Source organism: Oceanobacillus picturae, assembly GCF_000612865.1.
GTDB classification, from domain to species: Bacteria; Bacillota; Bacilli; order Bacillales; family Amphibacillaceae; genus Oceanobacillus_B; species Oceanobacillus_B jordanicus.
This window is the reverse complement of the sequence record NZ_CCAX010000002.1, coordinates 320,965-337,579: the sequence shown is the minus strand read 5'-3', so window position 1 is coordinate 337,579 and position 16,615 is coordinate 320,965. Positions and strand designations below refer to the sequence as shown.

Genomic DNA, 16,615 nt, shown 5'->3' with positions numbered 1-16,615 from the left:
TGGCTCCACAGGTAGGATTCGAACCTACGACCGATCGGTTAACAGCCGATAGCTCTACCACTGAGCTACTGTGGAATAATGTCAATTGCGTTTTTCGCAACGATTAATATCATACAACATTTGTAATTTGAAGTCAACACTTTTTTGAAACATTTTTTTGATGTGTTGTTATGTAATTTATTAGCTTATTTAATTTACCATGGATGACATCATTCGTCAATATCCTACGTGAATTTTTTTACATAGCTTTATTACTTATTTATATCCACTTGTTGCAAAGCCCCTCTGCACTTACCACAACGATACTTCTTTAAATTTACCCTTCTTCTTCTTTTATACACCTGCTTACATTCTTTACATATATATAGATAATTATATTCTAGTTTTTGAGTAGGCAAGGGACTACAATACCTAGGAGATCCAGTTTCTTTCAACAACTGTTTAAATTCTGCATCTCCATGTTTATATCCTTTTCCATCTATATGAAGAAAGTAGTGACAAAGTTCATGTTTTATAATCCCCTCAAACTCTTCCATATCTGCCTCGAGATATTTAGGGTTCAACTCTATCACCCTCTTCGCCGGAATGTATCGCCCTCCTGTTGTACGCAATCTACTATTAAAGCAAACATCATCCAGAAACGTACGATTAAAGAACTTTCTAGATAATTCTTCTACTAATTTATATAGTTCATATTCTGTCATCATTTTCATTTCCTTCATCTCATTCTCTATTACACACTAATCTTATTTTAACATATTAAAGATGGTTAAATAAGTGTAAAGCGCGTTTTACAGTTGTTATTTAAAATAATTTTAATTAAATATTGATTTTTATCTGGTTTATATTATAATAAAACGTAGAAAGTCTAATTTTAGTTTAGAGAGGGGAATAAACATTGAGTAATAATAATAACCGTATTACTACTGCTGCCGGGGCTCCCGTTGGCGACAATCAGAATTCAGTAACAGCTGGTCATAATGGACCAACTTTACTCCAAGATTTCCATTTACTTGAGAAACTTGCACATTTTAATAGAGAACGTATACCTGAGCGTGTCGTTCACGCTAAGGGCGCTGGAGCACATGGCTACTTTGAAGTGACAAATGATGAAATTTCTAAATATACAAAAGCAGATTTCCTAAGTGAAGCAGGAAAACGCACAGATATGTTTATTCGTTTTTCTACTGTTGCAGGGGAACTTGGCTCAGCGGATACCGTCCGTGACCCGCGTGGCTTTGCAGTTAAATTTTACACAGAAGAAGGGAACTATGATTTAGTAGGTAACAATACACCTGTTTTCTTCATTCGCGATGCGATTAAGTTTCCTGACTTTATCCATACACAAAAGCGTCATCCACAAACACATCTAAAAGATCCAAATATGGTGTGGGACTTCTGGTCTTTATCACCAGAATCATTACATCAAATTACGTACCTACATGGTGATAGAGGTCTTCCTGCTACACTACGTCATATGAACGGGTATGGTAGTCATACATTTAAATGGGTAAATGCTCAAGGAGAAGTTTTCTGGGTAAAATACCACTTCATTAGTGAACAAGGTGTAAAAGGCTTAGATGTTGACCTTGCTGATAAACTCGCTGGAGAAAACCCTGATTACCATACAGAAGATCTCTTTAACGCAATTAAAAATGAAGATTTCCCTGCTTGGAAATTATATGTACAGATCATGCCTGAAGAAGATGCCAAAGATTATAAATGGGATCCATTCGATGTTACAAAGGTTTGGTCTAAGAAAGATTACCCACGTATCGAAGTTGGCCGCATGGTATTAAATCGCAATCCTGAAAACTACTTTGCAGAAGTAGAACAGGCTGCATTCTCTCCGGGTCAATTTGTACCAGGAATTGAAGCTTCACCTGATAAAATGCTTCAAGGTCGCTTATTCGGATATTCTGATGCACATCGTTACCGTCTTGGTGGTAACCATCATCAAATTCCAATTAACCGTCCAAAAAATGAAGTAAACAACTATCAACGCGATGGCTTTATGAGTGTAAACGGTAATGGTGGAAGCACACCTAATTACCAACCAAACAGTCAAAACGGTCCTGCCGAAGATATTACAGCTAAAACTACTCCATTTGAAGTACACGGGCAAGCTGACAGTGTACCTTATGATAGTGAAGATCATTACACTCAGGCAGGCGATCTTTACCGCTTAATGAGTGCTGACGAAAAAGATCGTCTTATCAAAGCATTTGTTGGTCACATGGAACCTGTAGAAAAAGAAGAAATTAAGTTGCGTCAAATTGAGCATTTCTATAAAGCTGATCCTGAATGGGGCGAAAGAATCGCACAAGGCCTTGGACTAGCTGTTCCAGAAAGCGTACGTTAATTACCTGAAAAGAGTACGTATTACTCTTTCATTAGCCTACTACACACAAAAAAGCCGGATGACTCTCCAAAGAGTTATCCGGCTTTTTCTCATCCTTCTATCATAGTTAAGGCAATCCTACCTTTATCACTATCTACTTGCTCTACCCAAACCGTAACCACATCTCCAACAGAAGCGATATCCATTGGGTGTTTGACAAACTTGTTTGCCATTTTTGAGATATGGACTAGGCCATCCTGTTTCACACCAATATCAACAAACACTCCAAAATCTACAACGTTACGGACTGTTCCTTGCATTTCCATTCCCGGTTTCAGATCCTCTAACGAAAGGACATTTTTCTTAAGTAATGGCTGTGGAAAATCGTCTCGTGGGTCACGTTCCGGTCTGCTTAAGGCATTCATAATATCCACTAGGGTTGGCTTTCCAATCCCTAATTGCTCGGCAATAGCAGTATTGTCTACATTAGCAAGTTTGGTACGAAGCTGCTCTGTACCGATATCTTCCATGCTGCTGTCTACCAATTTTAATAGTTCTTCTACTTGAGGGTAACTTTCCGGGTGGATTGGTGTACGATCGAGCGGGTGGTCGCCATCGACTATACGCAGGAATCCTATTCCTTGCTCATAGGTTTTAGCACCAAGCCTCGGAATTTTTTTAAGCTGTTTGCGATTTACAAATTTCCCTTGCTCGTTACGCTGTTTGACGATGTTATTAGCAACTGTCTTACTAAGACCTGCTACATATTGCAAAAGAGACGCGGATGCGGTATTCACATTTACACCAACTTGGTTTACTGCTGTCTCCACAACAAACGATAATGACTCGTTCAAGGATTTCTGGCTAACATCATGTTGATATTGGCCAACACCAATAGACTTTGGATCAATTTTAACAAGCTCTGCCAATGGGTCCTGTACACGTCTCGCTATAGAAGCAGCACTTCTCTCTTCTACCTGTAAATCAGGGAATTCTTCTCTGGCAAGTTCAGACGCTGAATATACACTTGCGCCCGCTTCGTTCACAATGATATATGGAATATCCAGTTGATTATCTGAAATTACATTTGCAACAAATTGCTCCGTCTCTCGTGAAGCTGTCCCATTTCCGATCGCAATGAGTTCAATTGGATATTTTTTAATAAACGAGAGCATGAGTTTCTCTGCACCCTCAACATCATTTTTAGGTGCTGTCGGGTACATGACACTAACCTCATGCACCTTGCCTGTTTCATCCACAATTGCTAGCTTACAACCAGTACGAAAAGCTGGATCCACTCCAAGAATGGTTTTCCCTTTTAAAGGTGGCTGTAGCAATAGATTTTTTAGGTTTTTAGAAAATACATCAATGGCTTGATCCTCTGCTTTTTCTGATAAAGCATTGCGAATTTCCCTTTCAATTGACGGCTGGATTAGACGCTTGTAGCTATCATCAATAGCACGTTCAAGTACCTCTTTAACCTCGCCTATTGTAGAACGATGAATAACTTGCTCCTGAAGGTAACGAGTGATCCCCTCTATCGGCGTTTCAATTGCTACCTTTAAAATCCCTTCTTTTTCACCACGATTCAGTGCAAGAATACGGTGTGACACCATGGACCTCACCGCTTCATTGTAATCGTAATACATCTGGAAGACTTGTTTTTCATCCAACTCGGCATTTTTTACTTTTGATGAAACGGTGCCCCGCTTGAAAGTTTCCTCACGGAGGTGGTCACGGTATTCTGGGTCATCTGAAATCCATTCAGCCACAATATCATTCACACCTGCCAGCACATCATCTACTGTATGTACATCATTCTCTTCCGAAATATATTGGTCGGCTTCTTTTAAGGCGTCCATATTTTCTTGCTTCCAGATAGCAATTGCGAGTGGTTCAAGCCCTTTTTCCTTCGCTATCGTAGCCTTCGTTCTTCTTTTTTGTTTGTATGGTCTGTAAAGATCTTCTACACGTTGTAATTGTGTTGCTTGTGTAATTTCTTTACGAAGTTCTTCTGTAAGCTTACCCTGTTCTTCGATTATTCGTAGTACTTCCTCTTTTCGATCTGAAAGGTTTACAGCATACGTCCATTTATCTTGAACAGTTTTAATTTGTACCTCGTCTAAACCGCCTGTAATCTCTTTTCGATACCGTGCGATAAACGGTACGGTATTCCCTTCGCCTAATAACGAAATTACTTTGTTTACAATTGTTGTATTAACGTTTGCTTCTTTTGAGACCCATTGAATAAGGTCTTGATTATATGTTTCAGCCAATGTTACTCCTCCTTCACACCATTTCTAGTTTACCAAATTCCGTACCGATTTCATAATGAACAAGAAATTTTATATATGTATTTTTAAGGAAATTGAAAAAGGAAGACAGTTGTTTTACTCGCCTGCCTTCCTTTTATCTGCATCATATCGAATTGCGATCAAAGTTGTATCATCATCTCTGTCCGGTTCACTAATATATTCAAAAGTCTTTGTGATTGTCGTGACATCCTGATTCGTTAAATACTTCTTAGATAGTTCTTTATCACTAACTCCATCAGAAAACATAACAAAGTTCATTTTATTATCCAACGTTTCCTGAACCACCTTAAACGGACGATGATACCCAGCCAAATAACCAGCATTCGGTATGTTTCGCTTCCGTTTTTTATCATCCGAAATAGTCATAATACATATGTTACCTATTGAGGAAAAGGAATATGTTCCTGACATGAAATCAATTTTCAAAACGCCAAGCACGACCCCACGTTTCCCCTGTAGCTGTTCATTACACTTTTCAATTAAGTTCTCTATTCTAGTGGAACTATTGTCTCGAATGATATCAATTACAACTTGTGATGACTCCTTAGCAAACTCACCACTTCCCAAACCATCTGCAATCGCACATACAAACTCTTTTTCCGTTTCCTTATAAAAGTAGCTATCACCACAATGATATTTCCCTTTTTTTGCTTTTTGGAAGACGGATACATCCACTATATTTTCGCTCAATCGAAGACCTCCGTGCTCTCAGCCTGGATTGCTTCTCTTAATTTTCGTAAAGAGCGTCGCTGAAGGCGGGAGACATGCATCTGGGAGATTCCCAATAATTCGCCAGTTTCCTTTTGGCTCATGTTATCAAAATACGTACATTGTAGAATTTGTTGTTCTCTTTCAGATAGAATAGGCATAATTTTTTCCAGTAGCATCTTTTGGTCAATGTTATTGTATCCACTTTCTTCATTTCCAACTAAATCAAGAATGGCTACTGTACTTCCATCTGAATCTGCTTCAATTTTACGGTCTACTGAGAGAGCTTTATAGCTCTTACCCATTTCCATCGTTTCAAGGATATCCTCTTCGGAGACCTCAAGATAGTCAGCTATTTCCTTTACTGAAGGCGATTTCTGAGTATTTGTAGTAAGTTCATCGACCGCTTTTCTTATCTTTGGTCCGAGTTCCTTAATTCTTCTCGGCACATGGACACTCCAAGTTTTATCTCGTATAAAACGCTTGATTTCACCAATTATGGTGGGGATAGCAAAAGACTCAAATGATTTACCAAAGGTTGGATCATATCTTCTAACAGCAGCTAACAAACCTATCATACCTACTTGTACCAAGTCTTCGTGAATCGTGCTGTTTTTAGAATACTTTCTTGCAATAGACTCCACAAGATCTCTATAGGTTAAAACAATTTTTTCCTGAATCACTTCATCTTTTGGCTCTTTTTGCAGGTACTCTATCCATTGGTAAACCTCATCTCGTCCGCTATTGTGTGGTTGAGATTTGGTCGTCATCTAAGTCCACCTCTGTTTCGTTTAGATACTTTGTCATCAGAATAATAACACCGTAGTTATTGTTAATCTGAACTTTGTCCATTAATGTATTTATTAGAAACAGACCGAAACCACCTTCACGAAGGTTTTCCACGGACTCTGTGTTTTTGTATGGGCCAATACCATCTTTTATTTCATTCAGATCAAAGCTACCACCGTGATCGGCAACCATTACTTCAAGGCGGTCCTCATAGACTGCAAAGCCTACGGTTACTTCCCCTTCGTCATTTTCGTGGTAAGCATGTGTTACTGCGTTTGTGATTGCTTCAGATATGGCTATCTTCAGATCTTCAATATCCTCATAGGAAAAACCCATCCGATTCGCTATACCTGAAATACTTAAACGAATCACACCTACATACTCTGGCTTCGCAGGAACCTTCATCTCTATAAAGTCAAATCTCTCCATTACTCCGTCACACCCCGAATTGTTGAATTTAAATCCATAATCTCATCTAACCCCGTAATTTTGAACAAGCGTAACACACGGTCCTGTATATTAACGAGCTTCATTTCGCTACCATTCTCTTTGGTTGATTTTAGTGCACTAATAAAGACACCTAAGCCTGTACTATCCATGTAATTTACATTCCCAAGGTCTACTTCTACTGTATTTCCCTCTTTTTGGGTTAATGGTAGAAGCGATTCCTTTAGATTCGGTGCTGTATATGCATCAATTTCTCCTGAAAGGTTCACAACTGATTTATTACTTTCTTCGACTACATCGATAACTAAATTCATAAGCTCCTCCTAGAAATCGGCCTGGTTATGTATGGATGATTAACCTCAGAAGATTACCATCCCAGCCTTAATTTATTACATTACACTTTATTTACCCTTTTTCTAGAAAATTAAACTTCTCTTTTTAAAATAAGTAGGGTAAAATCATCCCTTAACTCAAATTCTTGAAGTTTCTCAAAGTGCTTATATACTTGTGTAACCATTTCCTGGGAAGGTAAATGGGAATATTGTTTTATCACATCAAGTATCTCTTCGCTTTCGATAAATCTTTCGCCATCTCTGCATTCCGTTACGCCATCCGTCAAGAGGATAACCATATCTCCCTGATTCACTTTCAATTCATACTGGTTATACTCTGTTGCTGGTGATACCCCAAGCACAAGCCCTTTCGATTCAATTTCGGTGAAGGAATCGGTAGCAGCATTATAATAAAAACCAGGCTCATGACCAGCAGACGAATACTGCAATAAATTTTCTGCAGGAAGATACTGAGCATAAAACATGGTGATAAACATACTCGGGTCCACATTTCGTTCCACTACCCGATTAAGGTTCTTCAGAATAGCCTTTGGTGTCATCGATTCTTCTGGATAACTATCCATAGAGTACTTAATCATCGACATACAAAGGGCAGCCGGAATTCCTTTTCCGATTACATCAGCAACCGCAATACCAAGTGAACCATCTTTCCCTTTTACAAAGTGGTGATAATCCCCATTCATCTGATGGGCTGGAACACTGATTACACCAATGTCAAGCCCTTCAATAGTCGGCTTTGTTGTACCCAGCAATGTTTTCTGCATACTTGCAGCTACCGAAATCTCAGATTTAAGTTCATTTTGTTTCTCTCTTAGTGTTTGATATTCTTGATGTGCCATTCCATAGGCGATCATTGCCTCAAGAAGAAAGTCCATCGAATGCTGGAAGTCTTCAAGCATATTAGGGTATAGCTCTGCCAACGCCTGTATATGAAGGTTGACAATCTCTTCAGGGAGAATATTATTTTTAATAAACTCTTTACTCACCTGCTCTACACCGTATAGAGATTGCTCATCTTGTGTTTCAATATAATGTTTCATGAGATCCTTATAATTAGCTGCGTCAACCTTTATCATATCGCCCATTAAATCCCCCCTCTCGTGTAATTACTGCAGAATAATGAGAAGAAGTGTGTACCACATACGCTGCACACACCTCAGTTTCTCGCAGAAGAAATATTCCTTCCATTCTGTTTGCTTCACTAAAATCTTATCTTACCCATTTTACAGCTTTTATTCTTGTACCCTTACCTGCTTCAGACTGTAGATCAAATTCATCCATTAATCGTTTAACACCTGGAAGGCCTGCTCCTAATCCACCCGAAGTGGAATAACCGTCTTCCATTACCTTGCTGACATCATCAATTCCAGGCCCGTTATCAATTGCCACCATGGTGATACCTCTATGGTCAATATTATCAATTACTTCAAAACAAATTTGCCCAGTTTCGGCATATAAGTATATATTTCGAGCTAATTCTGATATTGCCGTAGCAATTCTTGCCTGATCAACAGTCCCAAAGCCAATTTTTCTGGCTATATCCCTGCCGAGTTGCCTTGCCCCAACAATATCCCACTCTTTTTGTATATTTACACAAGATTGGGGATTCATTCGTTATTCCCCCAGTTCCTGGTAGAGTTTAATTAAACCTTGTTCCAAGTCCAGTGCCGTTGGGACATTTTTCAAATGAATACCTAAATCAATTAGCGTCATGGCAACCGCTGGCTGAATTCCTGTAAGAACTACTTTCGCCCCCATTAGGTCTGACATCGTCACAACATCGCCCAGTACTTTCGCAATAAAGGAGTCTATGATGTCAACCGATGTTAGGTCGATCACCACTCCGGTTGCTCCACTTTGGTGAATTTTGCTTAATAGGTCTTCTTGAAACTGAATTGCGGTATTGTCATCAATTTCAGTTTGAATAGAAATGAGCAGATAATTATGCAATTTCAAAATCGGTATACGCATGATTTTACTCCCCTTTTAAAGAATCGATAAGCTTTTCTACATTCTCTTCTGTTCTTTCATGCTCAATAACTTCTCTTCCCGTGATTTCTAACGCTTTAGTAAAACCTTTTTTCAACGAGCTTTTCGTTGGGAATTTCCCTAAATCGATACCGAGATTTACAATCGTCTGGGCAATTTCCGGTCTGATTCCCACAAGAATACAGGTTGACCCAATAAGTCGGACAGCTTCAGCAGCTTGAATGATATGGTGCGCCACCATGGTATCTACAACTGGAACACCCGTAATATCAATTAGTACTACCTCAGAGTTATGCTTAATGACACCTTCAAGAAGGTTCTCCATGATGAGTTTCGCACGTTCTGTATCAATTGTACCGATTAATGGCATCACTGTAATTCTGTCCATTACTGGAATAAGCGGTGCAGATAACTCTTGTAGGGCTACTCTTTGCAAGGAAACGATATGCTCCCAGCTTCCTGAGTACTCGTTCACCAGTTGACGAATAATCGGCTCCACCCATGCGTCCACACTTTTAATCACATCTGAAATATAAGAAGAATCTATTTGTTCAGACTGTCCCAAGATATAATCAATTGTCACCCTACGAAAAACCTGTAACCCATCCGTTATGTAACTAAGGGGCCAGCCAAGGTTAATAATTTTTTCAGAAAAGTCTTCCACAACCTTGGTTGAGCCTTCGCTTTTAATACTCGTAAAGATGACATTTACAAATTCTCTGTTTGTACTTTCAAATAGTTCATCCGATATGCTGGCAGTATAGTTGCCATCTTTTATTGAATTAATTTCTTCCATCCACATTTGTACAATTGAATCACTGTTTTCAATTGCCGATTGTTTAAATTTCTGATCCATCCTTTTCCCCCCATTTTCTTTTTATCTTAAGCCAGTCCTGTTATATTCATGCGATTTTTGTATAAATATATCAAAATATCTTACATCAATACTTTTTCTGTTTTATTGTAACACAACCAATTCCATTCTATTAAGCCATAACCCTTCGTTTGGATCGGACTTGGTTGGTTAATTGCGGGCTTGTGGTGATTGGTTGCGAGCTAATGTGCTTGGTTAATCTGTAGTCTATGTATGCTTATCTATTTTTCCCCATTAAAAAATACCCTTGTCACATTAAACAAGGGTATTTCTATTGGCCGTACATATCTTTTAAACCGAGGCTAATTTCTAATGCCTGATCAATTTTTTTCATCATTTCGTTGTCGAGCTTTGTTATTTTATCCGTAAGCCGCTGCTTATCTAGCGTACGTATTTGTTCTAGCAATATGACAGAATTGCGGTCAAATCCGTAGCGCTTAGCGTTGATCTCAACGTGTGTTGGCAACTTGGCTTTCTGAATTTGTGCTGTAATTGCAGCAACAATTACAGTTGGACTAAACCGATTTCCAATATCATTTTGTAGGATCAATACTGGGCGGACGCCTCCCTGCTCTGATCCAACCACAGGGGATAAGTCAGCGAAGTATACTTCGCCTCTTTGAACGATCAACGTTTACACCCCGATCACAGAGCGCTCTAAGGTGTTTTCAGCCTCCTCTTCAGCTTGAAAAGCTTCCGAAGCAATTGTTAGATTAATGCGGCCCATTTCTTCATAGCCTCGTTGCATTGTTTCATGAAATTGCTGAATGTGTTCATCTCTCTTATGCTCTAAAAAGTTTCTTGTTGCCTGACAGATGAAATCGCTCAAATCACTATTTTCATGTTTCATTAATCCATCCACCTCATTTAACAGGTTTTTAGGTATCTTTACCAAGACTTCTTGTAAACTCTCTGACAAAACCATGCACCTCCGCCAACTGTTGAACGAACATAATCAAATTCTTTTTAATAATATCATTGAATCTGGGCGTTTGCAAAGGGTTCTTGAAAAAAATTAACTAAATTCGCTTGTTTTGTCGTTTAATATTATAAAAATGTGGTATAAAGCTTTGGATGGACGTTTTTACCCGCCTTTGTAAATGCGTGGAATTCTCTCATTAAGTAAACAGGGAATCTCGTAACTAATGGTATCTACATAGGCTGCCGCTTCATCAATGTTAATAAATGAGCCATTCTGGGATCCAAGCAACGTTACTTTGGTCCCCACAGGATATTCCTGATCCAGTCGAACCATTGTTTGATCCATACAAATTCTACCGACAATAGGCATCCTCTTTCCATCTACAAGCACAGAAAAACCTTGAAGTTTACGGATCCAGCCATCTCCATACCCAATTGGTATCGTCCCAATCCATTCCGCCTTTTCAGCCTTGTACGTCAAACCATAACTTATTGCATCTCCAGCTTCAATTTGCTTTACATGAGCCAACCTGCTGTGGAGCGAGAACGCCTGCTTCAGGTTTATTGCCTGCTCTTCCTTAACTGGCTGGGACGGGTACAGACCATACATAGATATACCATAACGGACAAAGTCATACATGTCCCCTGGTAAACGAATTGCACTTGCACTGTTCCCAATATGAACAGTTACCTCGCCTGACCACTGTTCCTTCAGTTCGGAGAGCATTCTCTCAAATTGTTCTTTTTGCTTATGAAAATAGGTTAGGTTCGTTCCGTCGGCTGTTGCAAAATGAGTGTACACTCCTGTTAAATATATGCTTGGTTTGTCATTTAATGCATATAATATCTCGCGTAATGCCTCACTTGAACGTATCCCTATTCTTCCCATTCCAGTATCAAGCTTTAGATGTAGCTGCAATCTTTCATCAAACTCCATCCTGCTAACTTGGTCCAACCAATCCTTTTGAAAGAATGTCAGGGTAATATGATGCTTTGCAGCAATTGGCGCAGCTTCCGGTGGGACCCATCCCATCACAAGAATAGGAGCATTAATACCAGCCTCTCTTAGCTCTAACGCCTCCTCGAGCAGGGCTACCGCCAATGATGTGGCACCTGAGTCAAGAGCCTTTTTAGCAACTTGTATACTGCCATGCCCGTACCCATTCGCCTTAACCACTGCAACTATTTTCGTTTTTTTAGGCAGTCGTTCGTGCATTGCTTTAATATTATGTGTAATAGCGTCTAAATCTATTTCTGCCCAAGTGGGTCTGATTCTAGCCCGAGTCAACTGAAAATCCTCCCTTACATACTTCTAGTAAAAAGTCTCCTTCTATTATTTCCTTTCCTCCCATACCTGTCAACGATAAGAAAAGTTTGGAGGGACTATTATTGTAAGGTGGATTAAAGTTGCTTGGCAGGCCAGGAGTTGACCTGCGTGGATGAGAGAGATGGGAGCGAGGATGATGGACTTTATGATTTGGTTTCTCTCTCGCTTTGCACGTCATCACCTCTATGATGTGCCATCTTCCGCTCAAACTAATACTTCGAATCTGCAAGCTTCCTTTCATTAGATCACTACGCACACGGAGCTAATCAATGAACAAAGAAAAAAGCAGACCCCCTCTCCTGTTGACGAGTCTGCTTCTGTGAATCTCATTCTATTTCACTTCTTGACCTTGTACGGATTGTGCCACTTGAATTAGTTCTTCTTTCGTTAGCTCATCACTAGCCAGGATGTAATCCACACCATTATAGGACCATTCCAATGTTTTTTCTGACAAGCCCGCCACAGTGTGACCTAGATTGATGATGTCCCCCTTCACTTCCTGAGGAGAGGTCATTGTTGGGACAACATTTCGTTTTTCTTGTACAAGCGTAAAATTCTTGTCGCCAGAGAAAGTTAGAATAGCACGTTTACCATCTTCTAAATCGATCTCCTTTTTCTGCTCCAGTTCCGCTCCAGCCATAAATGTCGGTAAAGATACTGTTAGGGCATTGTCCTCTACCTCTCCAGAAACCGCTTCGTCCTCTGTTGCGTTGCTAGCCATATTCTTTTCCATGCTAAAGTCATCTTCTTTAAAGCTAGCATCTTTTTCGAAACTGGAGAATTTCACTACAACCAGTGCATTTTTATCTTTATCTAGTACTTTAACCTCTACTGGTGTTAGAGACTTTTTATCAAAATGGATTTCCTGAAATGGAAGATTGTTATTGCTTTGATAGTTCGTTTTTGTTTTAAAAACATAGTGAGTGTCTGTTGATTCAAATTCTGCCTCTTTGTCTTTTTTGATATCATTTACAAGTGATTGATATAAATATGGCTGACTACTGTTTTCTGGCCAATCGGATTGAAATTTAAAGTTTTTCTTTAAAGCTGGAGTTAGTACGAATACACCATCTTTATTTTTTAAAATGACCTGACTGCCTTTTTCGTCCATATCGTTCGTTAACGCTACTCTGAACAAGTCGTCTTTTTTATGCCAAATATCAATTGCAAACTTTTGATCTTCCTGCCCTGTATTCATACTCATTTCGGCATTTGCCTTATAACCTTCCATTTCCTTCATCGTTTCTTCTAAATCAGCAAGTACATCCTCCTGGGTCTTTTCCCCACAGGCTGCCAGTAAAAATACAAATCCTGCCATAACAATTAAAATACCTAGCATTCTTTTCATTGACATCATATCTCCCTTGTCTCAGTAGAAACATTAGGGAACATTGTCACACAAAACTATAAGCATGTACGATATACCAGTGAAACTCCTTCGATAACATCGGAAGCAAGCAGGTCATGCTGAGAGTGCGACTCTTGAATTAATAAATCCGCGGCTTTTCCATGCACAAAACAGGCATTGCAAAGCGCTTCAAATATAGACTGTTTCTGCATGATCATCGCTAATATGATTCCCGTCAGGACGTCTCCACTCCCACCTTTTGCAAGTCCGGCGTTCCCGGTGGTATTCACTGCCTGTTTTCCATTAGGGTCGGTAATAATCGTAAAGGCTCCTTTAAGAACAACGTAGACGCCATGATCAGTCGCAAACCTTTTAGCGTAATGAAAAGGTCGCATCAATACATCCTTTACAGATATATCAAGAAGCATTGCCATTTCCCCTGGATGTGGTGTCAGGATAACGGGCTCTTCTCTCTCATCAAGCACCCCAAGGTCGGCCTTTAAATGGGTCAGTCCATCTCCATCAATGATGAGTGGTATTTTTGCAGTTGCTGCATGTCTAATTATAGGACGAGAAGCGTCTTCGCGTCCCATACCAATGCCTATTGCCACTGCATCAAATCCCTCATAGTCTATATCATTTCCATATTTAAGATGGCCATTAATCTCCGGAACTGTAACGAAAGTAGCTTCTGGACAAAAGGAAGCAATACGTTGAATTACGCTATCCGTGGTAGCTGCTGTTACCAGCCCTGCTCCCGAACGCAGTGCTGCACGCGTGGTAAGACCTAATGCTCCAGGCATGTTCGAGGAACCCCCGATAACCAAGCCTTTGCCATGATCCCCTTTATGGTCATACTCACTTCGTCCAGGAAAGGTACGTTGGAATGCCGCTTCTGTCCATACTTTCCGTTCCATTTCCAATTGTTTAAAGGCCGCTTGTGGAAAACCGATGGAGATACATTCCCACTTTCCGTAACTCGGAGCCGTATGTTGAATAAAGGCCGATTGCTTCATGGCGCCTATCACAAAGGTATGATCAGCTTGTACAGCAGTAAAATCTGCTACTCCCTCATCTGCTGGTAAACCTGATGGAATATCTACTGATACTACTAGATTGTCCAATTGGTTAATTTGATTAACGAGCGAGTGCAGTGGCTCTCGTAAATCGCCATCCACTCCAATGCCGACCATGGCATCCACGATAACGTCTTCTTTATCCAGCCCTTCCAGAAGGTCGTTAATCTTGTTCGGTTGCTTCACGATGCCGTCACATTTCAAAAAGAGACGTTTATGGTATGCTGCATGTCCTACAATTTTCTTATCCTCTACCACCTGAAGTACGGTAACTTTATACCCCATATTCAGCAATGTTCTGGCAATAACGAAACCATCCCCGCCATTATTACCTGAGCCAACCAAGATGCATAAGGCCTGCTCAAAATTAATCATGGCACTTAATCTCTGGGCTATTTCTCTACCTGCGTTTTCCATTAACATGCTGCCATTCATCTCTGCCCTGTCCATCGAAAACTGGTCAATATCGTACATTTCTTTTGCGGTGACAATATACAAAACTGTTCCCTCCTACCCGCACTAAAATATATGAGACAACCTTATCAATTATGCATGTCGTTATCCGCTTCGATCACTATCTGAGCGGCGGCATAATCCCTGCTATGTGTAATCGAAATAAATATTTTATCATGGCTATATCCAGGTGCATGAAAGGAAGGAGCACCACTTTGTTGGGGTAGTACCTCCATATCATGGAAGCTTAATTTGCCGATACCTGCGCCCGTTGCTTTTGCAAAAGCCTCCTTGGCTGCAAATCTACCAGCAAGAAATTCAACCCTTCTTGTATCAGTTGGAAGGGAATAAAAAATGTCCAGTTCCTTATCGGTTAACACCCTTTTTGCAAGCCGGTCACCTTTATGCAAGCTTTCTGCTATCCTGTCTAGTTCAATTAGATCTATTCCAATGCCTTTAATCATCTGCTTTCTTTCCTTTCACCTATAAAAGCCTTATTGTTGCACATTCATCCAGTATTTTAGTACGCTATTAATGGTCATATGATCGTTTATATATTACTACACTATAATAATACCCTACCTGCGAAGTTGCCTAACGTTTTAATTATAAATAAGGAGGACGTCATGTTTATACGAAATGAACGAAGTGTAACAGAATTCATCAAATTCTACCCTGTCGTTTCTACTATCATAATTATTCATATCGTATTATGGTTAATTCAAGATTTTCTTATGTTGCCAATCGGTAACACCCTTTATCAACTCGGGGCAGGAAGTAACTACCATATTGCTCAGGGCGAGTATTGGAGACTTATCACACCAATGTTTTTCCATGCTGGTTTAATGCATATGTTGTTCAACTCGTTTTCTCTCGTCTTATTTGGACCTGCGCTAGAACAAATGCTTGGCAAGACCAAGTTTGTCCTTGCATACGTTGGGGCTGGGATTGTCGCCAATATTGCTAGCTTTATTTTTGGACATGCGATTTATACACACGTTGGCGCCTCAGGAGCTGTCTTTGGGTTGTTTGGAATCTATATTTTCATGAGATTTTTCCGCAAGCATTTACTGGACTACCAAAGTTCTCAAATGATTACAGTTATCATTGTAATTGGCTTAATAATGACGTTTCTCCGACCTAACATTAATGTATATGCCCATATATTTGGATTTATCGGAGGGTTTGTAATCGCACCGCTTGTCCTTCGAAAAACGAAGCCATACTCACCGTGGCAGCGTCGTTATCGTGACGATGATGGGGTACAGTTTGATCCAAACAGATGGAAGAAAAAGCGCGTCCCTTCGAACATGAAAAAAAATGCGTTCTGGATTGTCATTGTTGTACTCGCACTACTTGGTTTGCTAAGTCGAATACTTTAATCAATGAACTAAAAAGGTTACACCCTTATAAATAGGATGTAACCTTTTTTCAGCTCTTCAATCAAAAAGCGCTTTTCGCTTTTGTTCGTCTAGCTCAAAACACACAGCGACTAGCGCAACTTCCCTCACCTCCGTACAATAAGTCATCATCGATTCGTTCCTCATCGTGATTCCTTTATCTCCTACGAGGAATGCTCCATTAAAACCGTCACTTTGCGTGACAACATGGAGCCACCTGGCATGGCCAGGCGCAGTTCGTACGTGGGCCCGGAGGATCCGGGTCATGCTGACG

19 protein-coding genes and 1 tRNA gene are annotated in these 16,615 nt (G+C 40.0%); 2 read left to right on the top strand and 18 right to left on the bottom strand.

Translation table 11 applies throughout. The features are described from left to right. Positions 1-75 (bottom strand) — tRNA-Asn (locus tag BN988_RS12780). A gap of 176 nt (positions 76-251) precedes the next feature. Beyond that, on the bottom strand, positions 252-713 hold the full coding sequence (locus BN988_RS12775; RefSeq protein ID WP_036577525.1) for a SprT family protein: 462 nt from the start codon (positions 711-713) through the stop codon (positions 252-254). A 185-nt stretch (positions 714-898) separates the two neighbouring features. On the opposite strand from BN988_RS12775, the gene BN988_RS12770 reads away from it, so the two are divergent. After that, on the top strand, positions 899-2,362 hold the full coding sequence (locus BN988_RS12770) for a catalase (RefSeq protein ID WP_036577175.1): 1,464 nt from the start codon (positions 899-901) through the stop codon (positions 2,360-2,362). Between the two features lie 89 nt (positions 2,363-2,451). Here the strand turns inward: BN988_RS12770 and BN988_RS12765 are convergent, their stop codons facing one another. The 15 genes from BN988_RS12765 to acpS form a co-directional block, all read right to left on the bottom strand. After that, positions 2,452-4,617, bottom strand: coding sequence for a Tex family protein (locus BN988_RS12765; protein WP_036577174.1), 2,166 nt, complete (start codon positions 4,615-4,617; stop codon positions 2,452-2,454). 114 nt (positions 4,618-4,731) lie between these two features. Then, positions 4,732-5,346: a SpoIIE family protein phosphatase gene (locus BN988_RS12760; protein WP_036577173.1), complete on the bottom strand. Its 615-nt coding sequence runs from the start codon at positions 5,344-5,346 to the stop codon at positions 4,732-4,734. After that, complete coding sequence (sigB, locus tag BN988_RS12755; protein ID WP_036577172.1) at positions 5,343-6,134, bottom strand: RNA polymerase sigma factor SigB; 792 nt, start codon at positions 6,132-6,134, stop codon at positions 5,343-5,345. Before sigB ends, BN988_RS12760 begins: the two co-directional genes overlap by 4 nt. Next, entirely contained in the window at positions 6,106-6,582 is a 477-nt protein-coding gene (gene rsbW, locus BN988_RS12750) for an anti-sigma B factor RsbW (RefSeq protein WP_036577171.1), read from the bottom strand. Before rsbW ends, sigB begins: the two co-directional genes overlap by 29 nt. Further along, complete coding sequence (locus BN988_RS12745; protein WP_036577170.1) at positions 6,582-6,914, bottom strand: STAS domain-containing protein; 333 nt, start codon at positions 6,912-6,914, stop codon at positions 6,582-6,584. Before BN988_RS12745 ends, rsbW begins: the two co-directional genes overlap by 1 nt. Before the next feature lie 110 nt (positions 6,915-7,024). Further along, the gene (locus BN988_RS12740; protein ID WP_036577169.1) at positions 7,025-8,038 is read right to left on the bottom strand and encodes a PP2C family protein-serine/threonine phosphatase; all 1,014 of its coding nucleotides are present in this window, start codon (positions 8,036-8,038) and stop codon (positions 7,025-7,027) included. 124 nt (positions 8,039-8,162) lie between these two features. Beyond that, on the bottom strand, positions 8,163-8,564 hold the full coding sequence (locus tag BN988_RS12735; protein WP_036577168.1) for an anti-sigma regulatory factor: 402 nt from the start codon (positions 8,562-8,564) through the stop codon (positions 8,163-8,165). Between the two features lie 3 nt (positions 8,565-8,567). After that, positions 8,568-8,924 carry an STAS domain-containing protein gene (locus BN988_RS12730; protein ID WP_036577167.1) on the bottom strand — a complete coding sequence of 119 codons (357 nt, stop codon included), beginning with the start codon at positions 8,922-8,924 and terminating at the stop codon, positions 8,568-8,570. A 4-nt stretch (positions 8,925-8,928) separates the two neighbouring features. Beyond that, positions 8,929-9,798, bottom strand: a complete 870-nt coding sequence (locus BN988_RS12725; RefSeq protein ID WP_036577166.1) for an RsbT co-antagonist protein RsbRA — start codon at positions 9,796-9,798, stop codon at positions 8,929-8,931. Positions 9,799-10,087: 289 nt separating this feature from the next. Continuing rightward, a complete protein-coding gene (locus BN988_RS12720; protein ID WP_036577165.1) occupies positions 10,088-10,447 on the bottom strand; it encodes a type II toxin-antitoxin system PemK/MazF family toxin in 360 nt (119 codons plus the stop codon). Positions 10,448-10,450: 3 nt separating this feature from the next. Beyond that, positions 10,451-10,735 carry a CopG family ribbon-helix-helix protein gene (locus BN988_RS12715; RefSeq protein WP_081779446.1) on the bottom strand — a complete coding sequence of 95 codons (285 nt, stop codon included), beginning with the start codon at positions 10,733-10,735 and terminating at the stop codon, positions 10,451-10,453. A 165-nt stretch (positions 10,736-10,900) separates the two neighbouring features. Beyond that, the gene (gene alr, locus BN988_RS12710) at positions 10,901-12,025 is read right to left on the bottom strand and encodes an alanine racemase (protein WP_036577163.1); all 1,125 of its coding nucleotides are present in this window, start codon (positions 12,023-12,025) and stop codon (positions 10,901-10,903) included. A 370-nt stretch (positions 12,026-12,395) separates the two neighbouring features. Next, positions 12,396-13,412, bottom strand: a complete 1,017-nt coding sequence (locus tag BN988_RS12705) for a LolA family protein (RefSeq protein WP_036577162.1) — start codon at positions 13,410-13,412, stop codon at positions 12,396-12,398. Positions 13,413-13,468: 56 nt separating this feature from the next. Beyond that, complete coding sequence (locus BN988_RS12700; RefSeq protein ID WP_036577161.1) at positions 13,469-14,986, bottom strand: bifunctional ADP-dependent NAD(P)H-hydrate dehydratase/NAD(P)H-hydrate epimerase; 1,518 nt, start codon at positions 14,984-14,986, stop codon at positions 13,469-13,471. 44 nt (positions 14,987-15,030) lie between these two features. Continuing rightward, positions 15,031-15,405 (bottom strand): holo-ACP synthase, encoded by a 375-nt coding sequence (acpS, locus tag BN988_RS12695; protein WP_036577160.1) that lies wholly within the window; start codon positions 15,403-15,405, stop codon positions 15,031-15,033. Positions 15,406-15,567: 162 nt separating this feature from the next. Here acpS and BN988_RS12690 point away from each other — a divergent pair, with 162 nt between their 5' ends. Beyond that, the gene (locus tag BN988_RS12690) at positions 15,568-16,323 is read left to right on the top strand and encodes a rhomboid family intramembrane serine protease (protein ID WP_036577159.1); all 756 of its coding nucleotides are present in this window, start codon (positions 15,568-15,570) and stop codon (positions 16,321-16,323) included. Positions 16,324-16,380: 57 nt separating this feature from the next. Here the strand turns inward: BN988_RS12690 and BN988_RS12685 are convergent, their stop codons facing one another. After that, positions 16,381-16,608, bottom strand: coding sequence for a hypothetical protein (locus BN988_RS12685; RefSeq protein ID WP_036577158.1), 228 nt, complete (start codon positions 16,606-16,608; stop codon positions 16,381-16,383). Between the last annotated feature and the right edge of the window lie 7 nt (positions 16,609-16,615).